Here is a 16,935-nt window from a genome sequence, read left to right on the forward strand (position 1 = left end):
AGCGCCTCGAGCACATGGAACACAAAAAAAGACGAACCAAATCGCGATGGGCGATTTGGTTCGTCAACAGCCTGAAGAAGTAGGCGCCGATGAGCGCCTACTTCTTTGTCTATTAGCGGTTATCGACCGTCTCTGGATATAAATCGTGGTTGAAGAGGCGATGCTCGGCCATCTTCTCGTATTTCGTGCCCGGCTTGCCGTAGTTGTAGTACGGGTCAATCGAGATGCCGCCGCGTGGCGTGAATTTGCCCCACACTTCGAGATAGCGCGGCTCCATCAACTTGACGAGGTCTTTTCCGATAACGTTAATGCAGTTCTCATGGAAGTCTCCGTGGTTGCGGAAGCTGAACAAGTACAGCTTGAGCGATTTCGATTCGACGAGCTTCTCGTCCGGGATGTATGAGATGTAAATCGTGGCGAAGTCCGGTTGGTTCGTGATCGGGCAGAGCGACGTGAACTCCGGTGCGTTGAATTTCACGAAGTAGTCGTTCTCCGGGTGACGGTTCGGGAACGCCTCGAGGACGTCCGGTGCGTATTCAAAAATGTAGGGGACGCTCTTCTGTCCGAGGAGCGACAAGTCTTGTAAGTCTTCTGGTCTCATGAGTATTCTCCTTAGACGCCACGTTCGTTGGCGTACAGTAATGTGTGCAGTTGTGGCAGGACACGGACGCTTTGCCATGACGGGTCACGGGCGACGTCCTCCCATAGTTCTTTCAAGCGACGAAGCTGGGCGTCGGTGATGTCACCGTCCGCACCAGGCTCAGGATTGCCGGCCGATAAGTACATGACGTCCGGCGTATAGCGCGTCTGGACCGATTTCGCATAGGCGAGGTCGAGTTCATCGAAGACGGCGACTTTGAACGTCATCTGTTCGGGGCGCAGTCGTTCGACGATGGCGTCGAGTTTCTCCCAGTCGGTCGTCATGCCGGAAGAAGGTGGTTTCGGGCTGAGCGTCACGTCGTCGATGTCAGACAGCCAGTCTTGATAGCGACTGCCTTGCGTCTCGACGGCAAGCTTGACGTCACGCGCCTTCAATTTCGCTACGAGCTCTTTCATCGCGGCGATGAGGAGCGGGTTACCGCCCGAAATGGTGACGTAGTCATACACACCGAGTGCGTCGAGCCGTTCGATGATTTCGTCGGCTGTGAGCATGTCGGGTTTCTCCGAGCCGTCCCATGTGAAGGCAGAGTCGCACCATGAACAGCGATAATCGCAACCGGCGGTCCGGACGAACATCGTCTTTTGTCCGATGGCGCGGCCTTCCCCTTGAAACGTCGGGCCGAACACTTCGAGGACAGGGATTTTCATCAGTCCACCAACCATTCGCGGCGGAACTCGGCGTACGACGTCGGTGTCTCGTACAGTTTGACGAATTCGACGCGGACGTCGCGCTCGTCAGGCAAGTGCATGGCGAGCTGCTCGAAAATCCAGTAGCACATGTTTTCGGCAGTCGTATTCATATAAGGTAACGACTCATTCAAATAACGATGGTCGAGGTATGGTTCGAGTTCTTCTTTAAAGATGGCTTTCAGGTCGCCAAAGTCGAGCGTCATGCCACGGTTGTCTAAAAATCCGCTGATGCCCATTTGCAATTTATACGTATGTCCGTGTAGCGCGCGGCATTTGCCGTCATAATCGAACAAGTGATGAGCGGCGTCGAACGTCACTTCTTTGACGATTTGGACGCGGTGCGGACAATAGATGAGCGAGCCTTCTTGTTTGGCTTCGACACTCGTCGGGGCGAGGAATGGGGCGTTCTTCATACGCGTACCTCCTCATAAGCGGCGAGGCCGTTTTGACGGAGCACGCAAGCCGGGCATTCGCCGCAACCTGATCCGAGGATGCCGTTATAGCACGTGAGCGTCCGTTCTTTGACGTAATCGAACGCACCGAGCTGATCCGCGAGTTCCCACGTCTGCTTTTTATCGAGCCACATGAGCGGCGTGTCGATGACGAACGGATAGTCCATCGCCAAGTTGAGCGTCACGTTCAAGGACTTGACGAATTGGTCCCGGCAATCCGGGTAACCGGAGAAGTCGGTTTCACATACACCGGTGACGATGTGATGCATCCCGAGCTGTTTGGCCATAACGGCCGCAAAGGATAAGAATAAGTGATTGCGTCCATCGACGAACGTGTTTGGGACGTCCGCATTGTCGATATCGAGATCATGTCTCGTGAGCGCATTAGAGGTGAGTTGTCCAAGTAAGGACAAGTCGAGGACGTGGTGCGGGACCTCGATTTCGGCCGCGATTTCTTTTGCGACCTCGATTTCCGCGTCATGGCGTTGCCCGTAGGCGAACGTCACCGCTTCCACATGAGAGAATTGTTGTTTTGCCCAAAATAGGCAGGTGGTTGAATCTTGACCGCCGCTAAAGACGACCAATGCTTTTTCGTGTTGCAACGTGCACACTTCCTTTTTCGCTAGTTTTGATGTCGGAGGAGGTTACGAACTCCGGAGGTCACCCTCGAGCGTTTACTTTACCATAAAAAGACGTTTGACAGGGAAAAGAGAAGCAGGTATAGTAAAGAACATCACTGAAACACTTTCGCGCATAAAAGCGTTTAAGCGGTTAGGTAGAAAATGATGGAACTGAAAGGAGGGGACGTCGATGCAGATGAAAGGAAAAGAGGCTGTATTCGTCGTGCTGATGAGCGGGATTTCCCTGCTCGCACTGATGTTTTTGGCCAAAGCGACGCCACATATGGCAATCTTTGGCACAATGGTATTAATAGGGGGTTACGCGTATTATCGGACGCGTGATTTCAAACGAATCGAAGCGGCGATGATTAGCGGGATTCGTGAAGCCATCATGCCGGTCTTGATTTTACTGCTCATCGGGATGTTAATTGGCGTATGGCAAATGTCTGGCACCGTGGCGACGATCCTCTCCATCGGTTTAGATACAATTTCAGCACAATGGTTCTTGCCGAGCGTCCTGCTCATCACGATGATCGTCTCGTCGTTCACGGGCAGTGCCTTTACGACAGTCGGTACGGTCGGGGTCGCCTTGTTCGGAATCGGGATGGCGCTCGGGATTTCTCCGGCGCTCGCGGCCGGGGCCATCGTTTCGGGTGCACTCTTCGGTGACAAGATGAGTCCGCTCTCGGATACGACGAACTTCGCACCGGCCGTGGCTGGTGTCAAACTGTTCGACCATATCCGCTTTATGATGGGGACGACCGTACCGGCCATCCTCATCACCCTCGTCTTGTTCACGCTTCTCGGTCGGAGCGGTCAAGCGGCCGATACGACGCAAATCGCGGAAGCGCAGGCGGCACTCGCTGGACGATTCAACTTGTCTTGGTTGACGCTGCTCGCGCCGGTTCTCGTCGCGGTGCTTGCGTTCCGCCGCATGCCGGTCTTGCCGACGATGCTCGTCGGGATGTTCGCCGGGGTGTTGACGGCTGGTTTCGTTCAAGGCAACTGGAACGTCACAAACTGGTTCGGTGTCATGCAGGCCGGGTTCAATTCGGGCGTCGAGAACGAGACGATTGCAGCTGTGCTCGATCGTGGCGGACTCGAGTCGATGCTCTGGTCGGTCAGTCTCGTCTTGATTGCACTCGCGTTCGGTGGTCTGCTCCGTGAACTCGGCGTATTCCAAGCAGTCGTCGATGCGTTGCTCGAACGGTTGAAGTCACCTGGAAGCTCGGTCTTGTCTGTCGTCCTCAGCTCGATTGGCGTCAACTTGCTCGCTGGCGAACAGTACTTGTCAATCTTGCTCCCAGGTCAAGCGTTCAAGCAAGGGTTCATCGATCGCGGCATCGATCCCCGTTACTTGTCACGTGCCCTCGAAGATGGCGGGACGGTCATCAACCCGCTCATCCCATGGGGCGTGTCGGGTGCGTTCTTTGCGGCCACGCTCGGCGTGCCGGTACTTGAATACGCACCGTTCGCCTTCTTCCTCTGGCTCAGCCCGATTTTCTCGATTATTCTCGGATACGTGAAGTTGGGAAAGCAGCGTGAGACGATGCGAATCGCATCTTAATCGAATCACTTCAAAAACCATCCAGGACAATTAGCTGTCCTGGATGGTTTTTGAGTGTCTCAAGTAAAAGAGCTCTCAAGTTCCCATAGCGCATCTCCGAACTGGTCGATGAGCGCCTGAGCCCTCGATTCGATATCCGGTGGTAGGTCAGCTCTTGAGAAATACTGCAAGTCCAGACTTTCTTCGTCGTTCATGGCCAGTGTCCCTTGCACGCGCTTCGCATGGAAGAGGTTGATGACACTATGCGTCTCGTCTCCGTTCGGATACTTGAAGTAAAACTTCGGTCCCGAACAGACACCGACGAGTTCGAATTGATTGGTTTCAAGACCAGTCTCTTCATTCAATTCACGAGCGGCCACTTCTTCTAACGTCTCATTCAACTCCATCGAGCCTCCGGGCAATCCCCAATCATTCGTATCGGACCGATGTTGGAACAACAGCTCCCCGTATTCGTTCAACACGAGGATGGTCGCCCCGACACTGATGAGCGGTCTGCTCCCGACTGTCTGTCTTAACTCTAATAGATACCCCATTTTTTTCGCCTCGCTTTCTCGTATGTCATACCATTCTGCTTCCATCCTGAATTCCCTTTGACTACGAAGGGCATCTTTTTTGTGTCCGTGCGCCAACGTTTGCGAAAATAGATGGAGGAGGGATGACGATGAAACGACTCGACCCATCATTTTATGAACAACCGACGATTGAATTGGCACGCTCATTGCTCGGGCAGTATCTCGTCCACAATCATCTCGACGGTCAGATTGTCGGCAAAATCGTCGAGACGGAGGCCTATCTCGGTGCCGTCGATCGGGCGGCCCATAGTTTCGGGGGCAGACGGACGAACCGGACCGAGGTCATGTTCGGATTGCCGGGACACGTCTATACGTATCAGATGCACACACATACACTCTTGAACGTCGTGAGCGGTCCGGTCGGCACGCCGGAAGCCGTCCTCATCCGAGCCATCGAGCCGATTGAAGGACAGGCGATTATCGACATGCATCGTCCTGGCATCAAACGGTTCGATCAGACGAACGGTCCTGGGAAACTGACGAAAGCGCTCGGGATTACGATGGACTTGTATGGCCACTCGCTCCAACAGGAACCGCTCTATATCGTTGAAGGGGACGTCATTCCGGACATCGAGGCCGGTCCGCGCATCGGGATTCCGAACACGGGCGAAGCGCGTGACTACCCGTATCGCTTCTTCGAACGGACCAATCCGTACGTCTCCAAGTTTCGCTGAATGTTTATGGTCCGGTTAGGTGTGGAACACTCCCTATGTGCATATAAATAATGAGGGAGTGTTTCAATATGGCAAAAGTAGCAACGCTAATCACAGACATGTTTGAAGACGTAGAGTTCACGGGTCCACGCGACGCATTGGTGGAAGCGGGGCACGACGTTGTCACAATTGAAAAGAAAGCTGGGAACACGGTCGAAGGCAAACAAGGGGAGTCGAAGGTCACCATCGACAAAGCCATCGACGACGTGTCACCGGAAGACTTTGACGCACTGCTCTTACCGGGCGGATTCTCACCTGACTTGTTGCGCGAAGATGACCGTTTCGTCCAGTTCGCCAAGGCGTTCATGGACGCGAAAAAACCGGTGTTCGCCATCTGTCACGGACCACAGCTGTTGATTACGGCGAAGACGCTCGAAGGCCGCGATGCGACGGGCTACAAGTCGATTAAAGTCGACATGGAATACGCCGGAGCGAAGTATGCGGACAAAGAAGTCGTCGTCTGCCAAGAACAGCTCGTGACGAGCCGACAACCGGATGACATCCCGGCGTTCAATCGCGAGATGCTCAATTTGCTCAAATAATGTGCAGGCCACGGAATATTTCCGTGGCTTTTTTTGTGTCAGCGGGAATAGACAAATAAGGAGGAGATGTATGATGAAACGAGCACGTTCACCTAGTTAAGTCGGTCGAAACGTTGTGTTGCTCGGCTGGATCCGTTGGTTCGATGCCCTCATCCCGGCCTACACGATTGAACGTCTGTTTTGGGAGTCACGGACGATCACGATTCAAGAGGTTGTCTATCTCGAGATGATTTACGCCGTCCTCGTCGTGACGCTTGAAGTGCCGACGGGTGTCCTCGCCGACCGATTTGAGCGGCGGCGGCTGATGCAGATCGGGGTCGGGTTGGAATGTCTATCGTTTATCGTTCTGCTGTTGTCGTTCTCGTTTGTCGGGTTTGCTGTCGCCATCGGCTTGTCGGGCATTGGAGCGGCGTTTCGAAGCGGGGCCGAGAATGCGTTGCTGTATGAGACGCTCGAACAGGACGGAAAGGTGGGAACGTTTGAACGCACGGTCGGTCGATTGAACGTCATCGGAATCGTCGCAGCCGTGCTCGCGGCCCTCAGTGGCAGTCTGTTGGCGACACGCTTCCCGTTTGAGCTGAATTACGTGCTGTCGATTGTCAGTTTGTTCATCGCGACGACATGCAGCCTCGGTCTGATTGAACCGAAGCGAGTCGTATCGGACGAACGGTTGATGTGGGCGGACATCGCGGCCGGTTTCCGCTTCATCCGGCAACATCGTCGCGTGTTCATCGTAACGTCGTTGTTTGTTGTGACCATTGGTGCGTTCAATTTTATCGATGAGTTCTGGCAGTTGTATGCGCGCGATGTCGAGCTTCCGATTTATTGGTTCGGGATGATGTCAACGATTCTGCTGCTCATCCAAATACCAGGACAGTTGGTCGCACCGATGCTGTTACGCTTTGCCACGGCCGAGCGTTGGTTGCGCTGGATCGGGTGGGGCACCGGTATCGGCTTTGTCGTTCTTGGCCTCTATCCAGGGCCGAGCGGTCTCCTGTTGATGGCTGGAATGGCCTGTCTTATTGGAATCGTCGAGCCGCTCTATCTCGGGGCGTTGCATCACCGTGTCCCATCCGGAATCCGGGCGACGACAGAATCGTCGGTCTCGATGTTGCTGCATGGCGGCATCATCCTGTTCGGGCTCGTGTTTGCCGTCGGGGCAGGGGTGACGCTGTTCGCCGCCTTTTTGTTCATCGGGATTACCGTTTGTGTGCATCAAGCGATTGTCACGGTCAGAGCGTGGAAAGAGGATGCTTCCTGAAGCGTCCTCTTTTTTACGCCTCAAGACCTAGGGCGGTTGAGAATAAATTTGTGTATGATAAGAAACAATACTGGAGTAGGAGATAAACAATGGAATGGTATGAATTATTTATTGGCTTTTTGTTAGGCGTCGTCGAAGGACTGACAGAGTTTGCTCCGGTATCGTCAACGGGACATATGATTCTTGTGGACGACCTGTGGCTCAACTCGAGCAGCTTCCTCGGTCAAGAGGTGGCCAACACGTTTAAGATCGTGATTCAACTCGGTTCGATTTTAGCGGTCATCGTCGTATTTCGGAATCGGTTCAAAGAGTTGTTGAATCCGAAGGAGTTGCTCGCGATTCGCAGCAGCGGGCCGACAAAGAAACTGAACTTGCTACATATCTTCATCGGTCTGCTCCCTGCAGCCGTGCTTGGCCTATTGTTTGAAGACTATATCGATGAGAACTTGTTCTCCATCAAGACCGTTTTGATTGGGCTCGTCATCGGGGCATTCTTCATGATTGCCGCGGACTTGTCAGGCGTGAAGCGGCAAACGACGGCAACGCTCGATGAGATTTCGTATAAACAAGCGCTCGGTGTCGGCTTGATTCAATGTTTCTCGCTCTGGCCAGGCTTTTCACGCTCAGGGTCGACCATTTCGGGCGGGGTCCTTTTAGGGATGAGTCACCGGGCCGCGGCGGACTTCACGTTCATCATGGCCGTACCGATTATGTTCGGTGCCAGTGCGCTGTCGCTCTACAGCAAATGGGAGTACTTCACGATGGCGACCCTCCCGGTCTTCCTTGTCGGATTCATTAGCGCGTTTTTGTTCGCGCTCTTGTCGATTAAGTTCTTCTTGAAGTTGATTAACAAAGTGAAGTTGACGCCGTTCGCGATTTATCGCATCGTGTTGGCTGCTGTCATTTACTTCTTGTACTTCTAAGAAAAAAAGCGCATGTCAGCACATGCGCTTTGAAACCAATGATCCATCAAGTTCGTATAACCAAGTAGAGGTGAGAACATGGAACATATCGTTGTCGTATTGGGAACATTAATCGGCTTAGGGGCTGTCGGTACATTGCTGTACGTGTCACGCCTTGCCTATGAATCATGAGAACGGATAGTGATAGAAGCGCTCACGTTGGAGTAACTCCATGACGTGGGCGTTTTCTGCGTTGTCGATGGCGCGTAACAGGCCTTCTGTCTGTGACCGGTGGGCGAGCAACGCCTCACGTTTCGCCGCACTCTCTTGACCGACTTCGATGATGACATGCGGTTTTCCGAGTTCGGCGTCGGTGCGATGGTCGAACGCGACCCCTAAAAATTCAGGACGCTTCGAGGCATCGATATCTTGCAACGCTCGGACGACGGCACGTGCCGTTGCCTCGTGATCGGGGTGGACGGCGTATCCTGGATAGAAGGAGATGACGCGGGCAGGCTGCACTTCCTCAATCAAGGCACTGAACCGTGCCGCGAGTTCCGCTTCGTCTTCGAATTCGACGGTCTTGTCGCGGAGTCCCCACATGCGGAGGTCGTCGATGCCCATGACGGCACACGCTGCCTCGAGTTCATGTTTGCGAATCTTCGGCAACTCTTCACGCGTCGTGAAAATCGGGGAGCCCATGTTGCGGCCCATCTCACCGAGTGTCAGGCAGACGTACGTGACCGGGAAGCCGTTTTTATGATGTTGGATAATCGTTCCGGCCGAGCTGAACGCTTCATCATCGGGATGCGGAAAAATAACGAGTAACGGTCCATTCATTGGCTTTCCACCTCCGAGGCTCCTTGCGGGAGCGGTTTGATGTCTAAATGTAAGGCACAGGCGAGGCGACCGAGGCGGTCGTGACCGGCAAGCAGGAGCTGGTCTCCGTGCTGTTCATAGTCGGTCAAACCTTCGACGTAAAGCCAACCGTGGTCGAGTTTCAAGCCGACCCGATATGGTCCATCGCCCTTGATTTGACCGATGCTGTATTCGATGACGACGTTGCGAATGAACATACCGGCGTTATGAAAATCAGGGTCGTTATGCGTCGCATACGCCCCGTTCGTCGTCTCGACATGGACGTAGAGCGGCATGGACACATGCGCGTCCAAATAAGTCTGGATGGTTGTAGGTTGAATCGATTTCACGCGGTTCCCTCCAATGGAAACGATGACCCGAGACATGCGTCCCGGGCCACCCGTTATGATTGTGTTGCTAGTTTTTTGCGGTAACCGGTATGGTTCGTAGGCCCAACGTATTGATTGAGGCGGAACGAATGACGGACCGCTTCCGTAATGAACTCTTTTCCGATTTCGATGGCCTCATCGACCGAGTGCCCGTTCGCAAGTGACGCCGCGATGGCTGATGAGAACGTGCAACCGCCGCCGTGTGTGAAGGCCGGGTCGATTTTTTCGCTCTCGAGGAGGCGATACTCGTTGCCGTCGTAAAGTACGTCGAATGCTGTGTCGAAGCCGAGCTTGCCGCCGACTTTGATGATGACGATTTCGGCGCCGAGCTCATGAATCAAGCGAGCAGCCTCTTCGATTTCTTCCATTGTTGAAGGTGTCTTATCGAGGCCAGCGAGCATACGCGCCTCGAATAAGTTCGGTGTGATGATTTTTGCGACCGGTACGAGATGCTTGCGCATGGCGACCGCGACGTCCGGATTGAGGATCTCGTCGGCGCCTTTACATGCCATGACCGGGTCGACGACCGCGTTTTGGATGCCGTACTCTTTGATTTTACGAGCTGCGAGCTCGATAATCTCTGGAGTCGGGAGCATCCCTGTCTTAACGGCATCGACGCCAATTCCAGCGAGGACCGTATCGATCTGTTTCTCAATCAACGTCGTGTCGATTGGGAACACTTCGTGGTGCCACGCGTTATGCGGGTCTTGAGCCACGATGACCGTGAGGGCGGTCATGCCGTAAACACCGAGTTCTTCCATCGTTTTCAAGTCAGCTTGGATGCCTGCACCGCCACTCGTATCCGAGCCAGCGATTGTTAAAGCTTTTTTCATCGTCATAGTCGTTCAATCCCCTTTGTCTGTTTGGATAGTTTCACTATAACGACTTTTTGGCGCTACGACAAATCCCGAGGTCGCATCCAAGCCGGAATAAGTTTCAAAAAATGATGGCAGGATTTCAATCGTATTTGGGGAATAGTAATGAATAGGGTGTAGACCACTTTCAATTTGGCTAGGAGGAAAACCGCATGTTAGTGCATAGCTTATGCATTCCGAAGAAAGATGTCGTCACAATCAGTGAAAAGGCGACATTGCGCGAGGCGCTCGACACGCTCGAAAAGACAGGCTACCGTTGTGTCCCTGTGCTCGATGAGACGGGAACATTTTTCCGCGGTAATATCTATAAGATGCATATTTATCGCCACGGAATGAGTGGGGCGAGCCTAGACGATAACGTCATGGAACTCATCAAGAACACGCAAAAGTACGTCCACGAGTCGGACGGCTTTTTCAAAGTTTTCTTCTCGATTAAAGAACTTCCGTATATCGCGGTCTTGAAAGACGAGAGCAATGAATTTTACGGGATTTTGCCGCACGGGAAGATGCTCGGCATGCTCGAAGAGGCATGGAGCCGTGACACGGGGAGCTATGTCGTCACGATCGCACTCAGTGAGCAGGCGGGGGCGCTTGAGAAAATCACGAAAATCATCAGCAAATATTCATCGATTGCCAGCCTGATGACGCTCGACGCCAAGAGTAAGGTGTTGCGTCGCGTGTTAATCACGTTGCCGCCGGACTGTGACGAGAAGACGAAAGACAAGATTGTCGCTAAACTCGAACAAAAAGGGTTCCGCGTCGTCGAAGTCGAGAATTTAAATAACTGACGAAAGGCCTTCCTCACAGCGAGGAAGGCCTTGTTCAATTCAATCGTTGTTCCATCCGGATGTCGGGCCAAAACTGACCGTCCCAATACGTGAACGCCTCGATGCGGGCGATTTCGTGATAGCCGAGCTTTTGATAGAGGCGATGCGCCACTTCATTGAATCCGAACACACCGAGCTCAATGCGCGGCACACCTTGGGCACGGAGGTGGTCGGCGAGCAAGGTGAGAGCGACGGTGCCAACGCCTTTCCCGCGGCCTGTCGGTTCGCCGATGACGAGACCGAGCCAAGCGCTGCCCGGTTCTTTGTCATACAAGTGCGGGGCGTCATAGGTGACATTCACCTCGCCGACGAGCCGGTCATCGTCGTAAATCAAGAAGATATCGTGCGTGTCCAGTCGTTCCGTCAAATCTGCGAGCGTCATCTGGTGTTCTGCGACGAGTTCGGCTTCAGATCGGGCCGGACGAATCAAATGGACGATGGCGGGGTCGTTATTCCAGCGATTGAACGTCGCGACGATGGCGTCGGACGCTTCCCGCAATGGGACGAGCGAGGTGGGCATCGAGTCCCCTCCTTTCAGACATACGCTTTCGCCCTCGAACTGAAAAAGTCCTCGTTTTTACTGAGTCGGCTTCAAGACGTTGAGGTGGCTCGGGAGCACTTCGAACGTGAGCGGGAGTTTACCGCCCGTATCGCCGTCGGCATTGACCGGAAGCGATTCTGGTGAGTCGACATGGACCCGTTTTGTCGTGAAGGACGTGACGCTGTCCGTCTCTTTTAACTTGCCGGTGAAGAGGGCCGGCGCGAGTTGAATGGCATCTTTAAATCCAAGATTCTCAAACAGATAGACGTGAAGTAACCCGTCATTCAGTTCGGCGTCCGGTTCAAAGTTTTCAAACCCGCCGACCGAGTTCGTGAGGGCGATGACGACCAAATAGGCATCGCCGTCGAACGTGTGCTCTTCGGCTTGGACCGACAAGGCGTACGGACTATGTTCACGGAACGCTTTGATGCCTTCAATCAAGTAGGCGAACGGGCCCCATTTTGTCTTCTCTTCGACACTGACCTCGTCGACTGCTTCGGCGATCAGGCCGATGGCAATGACGTTCATGAAGTAGCCGTTCTCGTATTTGCCGATATCCATCGGCGTCGGTTGCGCGGTCTTGAGCGCCTCGATCGCATCTTCAGGGTCGCTTGGGACACCGAGCGCACGGGCGAGGTCGTTGACGGTGCCGAGCGGGATGATGCCGAAATCAGGACGATGATCGGCTTCGGCGAGCCCCGTTACGGCCTCGTTCAGCGTCCCGTCGCCACCCATCGCGATGACAGCTTTATATTGTTTCGCTGCCGCTTCTTTCGCAAAATGTGTGGCATCGTCTGCTTTTTCCGTGAACCGGACATCGACGTTGCCGTAGCGCTCTCGCAACACTTCCTCTGCTGCCGCGGCGTGTTCTTTCCCTAACTCTTTCCCGGACGACGGGTTGACGATTAACATGACTGTATCCATCAAAGCACATTCCCCTTTTCACATTCAGATATTGTCATCTATTCCCGTCCTGTGGCGAGACTAGTCATAAAAAAAACAACACAGATGTGTTGTTCAGTAATGGCGGAATGCCGACATATCCAGGTGGCTCGCATCGGATTCGTCGACGGCGAGTTCAATCTTCAAATGTTCTTGGAACGGCGAATCGAATGCACCCATGCAGGCGACCGGTTCATGGTCAGGGACGGGGGACTTACGTTTCGTTTTGACGAACAAGTAGTCCTCACGCGACAACGTCAATAAAAAGCGTTCGACCGCATGGGGTTCGCGCGTGACGTTCGGCCATGGCAAGTGATTGAATAGTAAAAAGACCGCGCCTTCTTTTTCGAGCGCATAGTCTGGGGCAATCCCTTCCCGGTTCAACAACTCGATGACCGTACCCAAATAAGCTTCCTTAATCGTCAATGAAATTTCATAATACTCGCGCATACCGTCCATCCTTTCTAAAAATCGCAATAATTCCATTCTATACGTTTCAGACAGGAGCGACAATGAAGAAGTTTCTTGACGAAGCGTTTTTCCCACCGTATACTGCTCATGTCCTGCTATACTAAAGGTAAATGATGAACGAATTGAGGTGAAACCGACATGATTGAATCACTCGAATTGAAGGCATGGATCGTCTTGGCACGAGCGATGGACGCAATCAGTGACCGTGTAAAGGACGATTTACGACGCCACCAATTGAATTCAACAGAGTTCGGTGTTTTATCGGTCTTGTATAAACGAGGGGATACCCCGCTCCAGCAAATCGGAGACCAAATTTTGATTACAAGCGGAAGCGTCACATACGTGATTGATAAGCTTGAAAAACGTGGCTTAATCGAACGTGTGGCTTGCCCGTCTGACCGGCGCGTCACATACGCCTCGTTAACAGAGGAAGGCAAGCGCTTGATGGACGTCGTCTATCCAGAGCATATCGAGATTTTTAAAGACATCTACGGTCCCCTTAGCGACCAAGAGACGGAACAGTTAATCGATTTATTGAAACGGGTCGGTTATAATGCGGCAGGCAAATGACGCCTGCCTGCTTTTTTTTATCATTTATCTTGAAGTTAAACTAATTGACTGTGAGATATACAGATGATATAGTTCTAACTGTTGTTACAAAAATAGAGATTACACTTATGGAGGAACCCATTTATGAAAAAGGTATTATACGTATCGGCTAACCCGAAACCAACTGAATTGTCATACAGCAAACAAGTCGCAGAAACGTTCATGACGACACTTACGAACGAGAACCCGGCACTTGAAGTCGAAGCAATCGAACTTTACGATGTCGATGTTCAAGAAATCGACGGCGACGTCCTCAGCGCATGGGGCAAATTCGCTTCAGGCGAGGCCCTCACTGATGTCGAAGCGGCTAAAGTTGCAACGATGAGCGGCATGCTCGAGAAGTTCATGGAAGCTGACATGTACGTGTTCGCGACGCCAATGTGGAACTTCTTCTTCCCAGCGCGTATGAAAATGTTCCTCGACAGCGTATTGACTGCTGGTAAAACGTTCCGTTACACAGAACAAGGTCCAGTCGGCCTTCTCGAGAACAAACAAGCGATTCACATCCAAGGTACGGGTGGAATCTACACAGGTACAGACCTCAACTTCGCAGACGCATACCTTCGTCAAGCACTCGCATTCGTAGGCGTGACAGAAGTGACGACACTTCCGGTTGAAGGTATGAACCAATACCCAGACAAAATCGAAGAAATCGTTGCTGACGCGAAAGCGAAAGCCGAAGCACTTGCGAAAGAAGTCGCAGGCGCGGTCACAGTATAATGATCAAGGCGAGTCCAACATCGGGCTCGCCTTTTTGTGTGCCATCGATTCGGGTATGATAAGACGGAAAGGGGAGAGTGACATGGGAGAACAGTTATCAGATCGCCTGCTCGGGGATTGGAGCGACATCATCGCATCCGAGATGGCCGAGCCTTATTTTACTGACTTAAAAGCGTTCGTCGATGAGGCGTATACGTCATCGACCGTATATCCGGCCCGAGAAGACATTTGGAATGCGTTCGTCTATACGAAGTTCAAGGACGTGAAATGCGTCATTCTCGGACAAGATCCATACCATGGGCCAAACCAAGCGCATGGACTCAGCTTCTCGGTCCAAGACGGTGTCCGTTTCCCGCCGTCGTTGCGAAACATCTTTCAAGAGTTGCATGACGATATCGGCTGTCCCGTGCCGACCAGTGGTAACTTGGAGAAGTGGGCCCGTCAAGGCGTGTTGCTCCTCAACACCGCGCTCACGGTCGAAGCGGGCAAGGCCGGTTCGCATCGGGGACAGGGATGGGAGCAGTTCACCGACTCCATCATCGAGCGACTCGGGCAACGGGAAGAGCCGCTCGTGTTCATCTTATGGGGGAACGACGCGAAGAAGAAACAGAAATTTATTGGCCCGCAACACGCCGTCTTGACCTCGGTTCACCCGAGTCCACTCTCGTCGCATCGCGGCTTTTTCGGATCAAAGCCGTTCTCGCAAGTGAACGCGAAATTGAGCGAGTGGGGACAACCTGAAATCGATTGGTGTTTATGACAGTCCGCACATGCGGACTGTTTTTTTGTTGACGGCGTCCGAATCGTCTGTTATTGTTACTAGCAACAAGATGCTTTAGCGCTTAAAAGCGAATGCGCACAGAAGCATAACTGTATAACAGTATAAAAGCGATGACCGAACCGAAGTAGAGACATCTTCCCTGGCTCAGAGAGCGTGTGGTGCTGCGAACACGCCCATAAGATGAATCGAATTACAGTTCGCGAGCTCTCACACGTTGAGCGGTCCCCCGTTATCGGAATAGAGTGACTAGACGTCCGTCTAGTAATCAGGGTGGTACCGCGGCATCGTCGTCCCTATCGAGTGAATCGATAGGGACTTTTTTACGTTCAGTCAATCAAAGGAGGAAACATCATGCTCACACAAATCATTCCACGCCATTTGGCCCCACATATTTCGCCACAGTTCTACGACGAGTACACGCCGACCGATCATGCGGTCTGGCGCTTCGTCTTACGACTGAACTTGCATACGCTTGAAGGGAAGGCCCATCCGTTTTACATTGAAGGGTTGAAAAAGACGGGGATGGGGCCGGAGCGTCTCCCGAACGTCGAACAGATGACCGAAGAGATGCGGTCGGCCGGTTGGTCGACGGTCGCAGTCGATGGTCTCATTCCGGGCGTCGCTTTCTTTGATTTTCAAGGTAACGGGATGTTGCCGGTCGCGACCGATATCCGAAAAGTCGAGAATATTTTGTACAGTCCGGCACCGGATATCATCCATGAGGCGGCCGGCCATGCGCCGATGTTGATGGACCCTGAATTTTCACAAATCGTGAAGCGGTTCGGCCAGCTCGGGGCGAGAGCGTTCATGAATCGAGAAGAACATGCCTCGTTTGCAGCCTTGAAACGCCTGACCGTGGTCAAGGAGAACGCGAATTCGACGGACGAGGAGATTGCGGCAGCCGAAGCGGCGGTACATGAGGCCAAAGCTCAAGTGACCGGTTTCTCGGAAGCGCAACAAGTCGCCCGCATCTTTTGGTGGACGGTCGAGTTCGGTCTCATTGGTGACGTGGACAATCCGCTCATCTACGGCGCCGGGCTGTTGTCGTCGGTCGGCGAGAGCCGTCACTGTTTGACAGATGCCGTCACGAAGCATCCGTTCAATTTGGAGCACGCCCTCGAGACGAAACAAGACGTGACGAATATGCAACGCGAGTTGTTCGTTATCCCGGATTTTGAGGCGTTGAAGGACGCGCTCGATGAACTCGAGTCACGGATGGCGGTCAACCAGGGCGGGATTGCCTCGCTCGCGAAGGCGCTCGCATCGGGCAGTCAATCGACCGTCCGACTTGAAGACGGGACGGACCGCGTCGGTGTGATTCGCCACGTGACACGCTCTGGGGCCCATGCCCTCATCCAATGGGACGACTGTGTGAACGTCAATCACGGTCAGTTGACGAATTTGCATAATCACGGCCTGCTCGTGCTCGATGGACCGCTTCAAGACGCGTTGGCGACAGCAGGCATCCGGTTGGATGGTCAAATCGTCAGCGAGACGACAGAGGCGTTGCACCTCGAAGACGTCGTCGTCACCATCGAAGCTCGACAAATCAAATTGGAGACACTCGAAGTGAGACAAGACACGCTCCCATCGATTTTCCCGGGCACCGAGATTGAAGAGCTCGTCATCTTGGAGAAGCCGGTCCACATCGAACGTGATGCCCGTGTGTGGACGAACGATGACCCGATGTTCAATCAGATCCGTAACATGCGGGAACAAGGCGAGTCGATTGATGGACTCGTGCCGACGATTCTTGCGGATCATCCGGATGCCTGGCTGCTCCACATCGAATGCTTGGAGCTCGTCGAGTCCGATGCGCTTCGCCAAGCGTTGACGGAACGGTTGCACGCATTGCGTGAGACGTCAGCCTCGCGGCATGAGTTGATTGGCCGTGCGCTCGCATTGCTCAACTGACAAAAATAATCCCCGCCCATCATTGGGCG

General features: G+C 53.3%; 21 protein-coding genes and 1 other annotated feature. Of the genes, 10 read left to right on the plus strand and 11 right to left on the minus strand.

Annotated features, from left to right (window positions below; genetic code table 11):
- Positions 1 to 112: 112 nt before the first annotated feature.
- Genes queF through queC form a run of 4 tightly spaced genes read right to left on the minus strand, consistent with a single transcriptional unit; the run spans position 113 to position 2,404 of the window.
- Positions 113 to 601, minus strand: coding sequence for a preQ(1) synthase (queF, locus tag KNO58_RS13760; RefSeq protein ID WP_029333812.1), 489 nt, complete (start codon positions 599 to 601; stop codon positions 113 to 115).
- Positions 602 to 612: 11 nt separating this feature from the next.
- Positions 613 to 1,308: a 7-carboxy-7-deazaguanine synthase QueE gene (gene queE, locus KNO58_RS13765; RefSeq protein ID WP_236355772.1), complete on the minus strand. Its 696-nt coding sequence runs from the start codon at positions 1,306 to 1,308 to the stop codon at positions 613 to 615.
- Positions 1,308 to 1,763 carry a 6-carboxytetrahydropterin synthase QueD gene (gene queD, locus KNO58_RS13770; RefSeq protein WP_214754826.1) on the minus strand — a complete coding sequence of 152 codons (456 nt, stop codon included), beginning with the start codon at positions 1,761 to 1,763 and terminating at the stop codon, positions 1,308 to 1,310. The genes queE and queD overlap by 1 nt, the downstream gene beginning before the upstream one ends.
- Positions 1,760 to 2,404 carry a 7-cyano-7-deazaguanine synthase QueC gene (gene queC / locus KNO58_RS13775; RefSeq protein WP_214754828.1) on the minus strand — a complete coding sequence of 215 codons (645 nt, stop codon included), beginning with the start codon at positions 2,402 to 2,404 and terminating at the stop codon, positions 1,760 to 1,762. Before queC ends, queD begins: the two co-directional genes overlap by 4 nt.
- A 208-nt stretch (positions 2,405 to 2,612) precedes the next feature.
- On the opposite strand from queC, the gene nhaC reads away from it, so the two are divergent.
- A complete protein-coding gene (nhaC, locus tag KNO58_RS13780) occupies positions 2,613 to 3,989 on the plus strand; it encodes a Na+/H+ antiporter NhaC (RefSeq protein ID WP_214754830.1) in 1,377 nt (458 codons plus the stop codon).
- A gap of 59 nt (positions 3,990 to 4,048) precedes the next feature.
- Here the strand turns inward: nhaC and KNO58_RS13785 are convergent, their stop codons facing one another.
- Positions 4,049 to 4,567, minus strand: coding sequence for an NUDIX hydrolase (locus KNO58_RS13785; RefSeq protein ID WP_312845883.1), 519 nt, complete (start codon positions 4,565 to 4,567; stop codon positions 4,049 to 4,051).
- A 77-nt stretch (positions 4,568 to 4,644) separates the two neighbouring features.
- Here KNO58_RS13785 and KNO58_RS13790 point away from each other — a divergent pair, with 77 nt between their 5' ends.
- The 4 genes from KNO58_RS13790 (at position 4,645) to KNO58_RS13805 (ending at position 8,000) form a co-directional block, all read left to right on the plus strand.
- Complete coding sequence (locus KNO58_RS13790; RefSeq protein WP_214754832.1) at positions 4,645 to 5,235, plus strand: DNA-3-methyladenine glycosylase; 591 nt, start codon at positions 4,645 to 4,647, stop codon at positions 5,233 to 5,235.
- 68 nt (positions 5,236 to 5,303) lie between these two features.
- Complete coding sequence (locus KNO58_RS13795; RefSeq protein ID WP_114164876.1) at positions 5,304 to 5,816, plus strand: type 1 glutamine amidotransferase domain-containing protein; 513 nt, start codon at positions 5,304 to 5,306, stop codon at positions 5,814 to 5,816.
- Positions 5,817 to 5,931: 115 nt separating this feature from the next.
- The gene (locus tag KNO58_RS13800) at positions 5,932 to 7,077 is read left to right on the plus strand and encodes an MFS transporter (RefSeq protein WP_260570813.1); all 1,146 of its coding nucleotides are present in this window, start codon (positions 5,932 to 5,934) and stop codon (positions 7,075 to 7,077) included.
- Positions 7,078 to 7,166: 89 nt separating this feature from the next.
- The gene (locus tag KNO58_RS13805; protein ID WP_214754834.1) at positions 7,167 to 8,000 is read left to right on the plus strand and encodes an undecaprenyl-diphosphate phosphatase; all 834 of its coding nucleotides are present in this window, start codon (positions 7,167 to 7,169) and stop codon (positions 7,998 to 8,000) included.
- A 165-nt stretch (positions 8,001 to 8,165) separates the two neighbouring features.
- Here KNO58_RS13805 and bshB2 read toward each other — a convergent pair whose 3' ends face one another.
- The 3 genes from bshB2 to pdxK are packed head-to-tail and all read right to left on the minus strand — an operon-like array spanning position 8,166 to position 10,065.
- A complete protein-coding gene (gene bshB2, locus KNO58_RS13810; RefSeq protein WP_214754836.1) occupies positions 8,166 to 8,819 on the minus strand; it encodes a bacillithiol biosynthesis deacetylase BshB2 in 654 nt (217 codons plus the stop codon).
- The gene (locus tag KNO58_RS13815; protein WP_029596267.1) at positions 8,816 to 9,187 is read right to left on the minus strand and encodes a YojF family protein; all 372 of its coding nucleotides are present in this window, start codon (positions 9,185 to 9,187) and stop codon (positions 8,816 to 8,818) included. The genes bshB2 and KNO58_RS13815 overlap by 4 nt, the downstream gene beginning before the upstream one ends.
- A gap of 53 nt (positions 9,188 to 9,240) precedes the next feature.
- On the minus strand, positions 9,241 to 10,065 hold the full coding sequence (pdxK, locus tag KNO58_RS13820) for a pyridoxine/pyridoxal/pyridoxamine kinase (RefSeq protein ID WP_214754838.1): 825 nt from the start codon (positions 10,063 to 10,065) through the stop codon (positions 9,241 to 9,243).
- A gap of 188 nt (positions 10,066 to 10,253) precedes the next feature.
- Between pdxK and cbpA the strand changes: the two genes are divergently transcribed.
- On the plus strand, positions 10,254 to 10,889 hold the full coding sequence (cbpA, locus tag KNO58_RS13825) for a cyclic di-AMP binding protein CbpA (RefSeq protein ID WP_214754840.1): 636 nt from the start codon (positions 10,254 to 10,256) through the stop codon (positions 10,887 to 10,889).
- Between the two features lie 34 nt (positions 10,890 to 10,923).
- Here the strand turns inward: cbpA and KNO58_RS13830 are convergent, their stop codons facing one another.
- The 3 genes from KNO58_RS13830 to KNO58_RS13840 all read right to left on the minus strand — a co-directional run bounded on the left by KNO58_RS13830 (position 10,924) and on the right by KNO58_RS13840 (position 12,861).
- Positions 10,924 to 11,448 (minus strand): GNAT family N-acetyltransferase, encoded by a 525-nt coding sequence (locus KNO58_RS13830; RefSeq protein ID WP_214754842.1) that lies wholly within the window; start codon positions 11,446 to 11,448, stop codon positions 10,924 to 10,926.
- Positions 11,449 to 11,505: 57 nt separating this feature from the next.
- A complete protein-coding gene (locus tag KNO58_RS13835) occupies positions 11,506 to 12,393 on the minus strand; it encodes a diacylglycerol/lipid kinase family protein (RefSeq protein WP_214754844.1) in 888 nt (295 codons plus the stop codon).
- Between the two features lie 93 nt (positions 12,394 to 12,486).
- Positions 12,487 to 12,861 (minus strand): hypothetical protein, encoded by a 375-nt coding sequence (locus KNO58_RS13840; protein WP_214754846.1) that lies wholly within the window; start codon positions 12,859 to 12,861, stop codon positions 12,487 to 12,489.
- A 159-nt stretch (positions 12,862 to 13,020) separates the two neighbouring features.
- On the opposite strand from KNO58_RS13840, the gene KNO58_RS13845 reads away from it, so the two are divergent.
- From KNO58_RS13845 to KNO58_RS13860, 4 genes are all read left to right on the plus strand, one after another.
- Positions 13,021 to 13,452, plus strand: a complete 432-nt coding sequence (locus KNO58_RS13845; protein WP_021068116.1) for a MarR family winged helix-turn-helix transcriptional regulator — start codon at positions 13,021 to 13,023, stop codon at positions 13,450 to 13,452.
- 123 nt (positions 13,453 to 13,575) lie between these two features.
- Entirely contained in the window at positions 13,576 to 14,211 is a 636-nt protein-coding gene (locus KNO58_RS13850) for an FMN-dependent NADH-azoreductase (protein WP_214754848.1), read from the plus strand.
- An 82-nt stretch (positions 14,212 to 14,293) separates the two neighbouring features.
- Positions 14,294 to 14,971 carry a uracil-DNA glycosylase gene (locus tag KNO58_RS13855; RefSeq protein WP_214754851.1) on the plus strand — a complete coding sequence of 226 codons (678 nt, stop codon included), beginning with the start codon at positions 14,294 to 14,296 and terminating at the stop codon, positions 14,969 to 14,971.
- Positions 14,972 to 15,093: 122 nt separating this feature from the next.
- Positions 15,094 to 15,290: a binding site (T-box leader), on the plus strand.
- Positions 15,291 to 15,343: 53 nt separating this feature from the next.
- Positions 15,344 to 16,906 (plus strand): aromatic amino acid hydroxylase, encoded by a 1,563-nt coding sequence (locus KNO58_RS13860; protein WP_214754853.1) that lies wholly within the window; start codon positions 15,344 to 15,346, stop codon positions 16,904 to 16,906.
- Positions 16,907 to 16,935 lie beyond the last annotated feature (29 nt).

The organism is Exiguobacterium sp. J17977 (assembly GCF_018616375.1).
Classification (GTDB): Bacteria; Bacillota; Bacilli; order Exiguobacteriales; family Exiguobacteriaceae; genus Exiguobacterium; species Exiguobacterium mexicanum.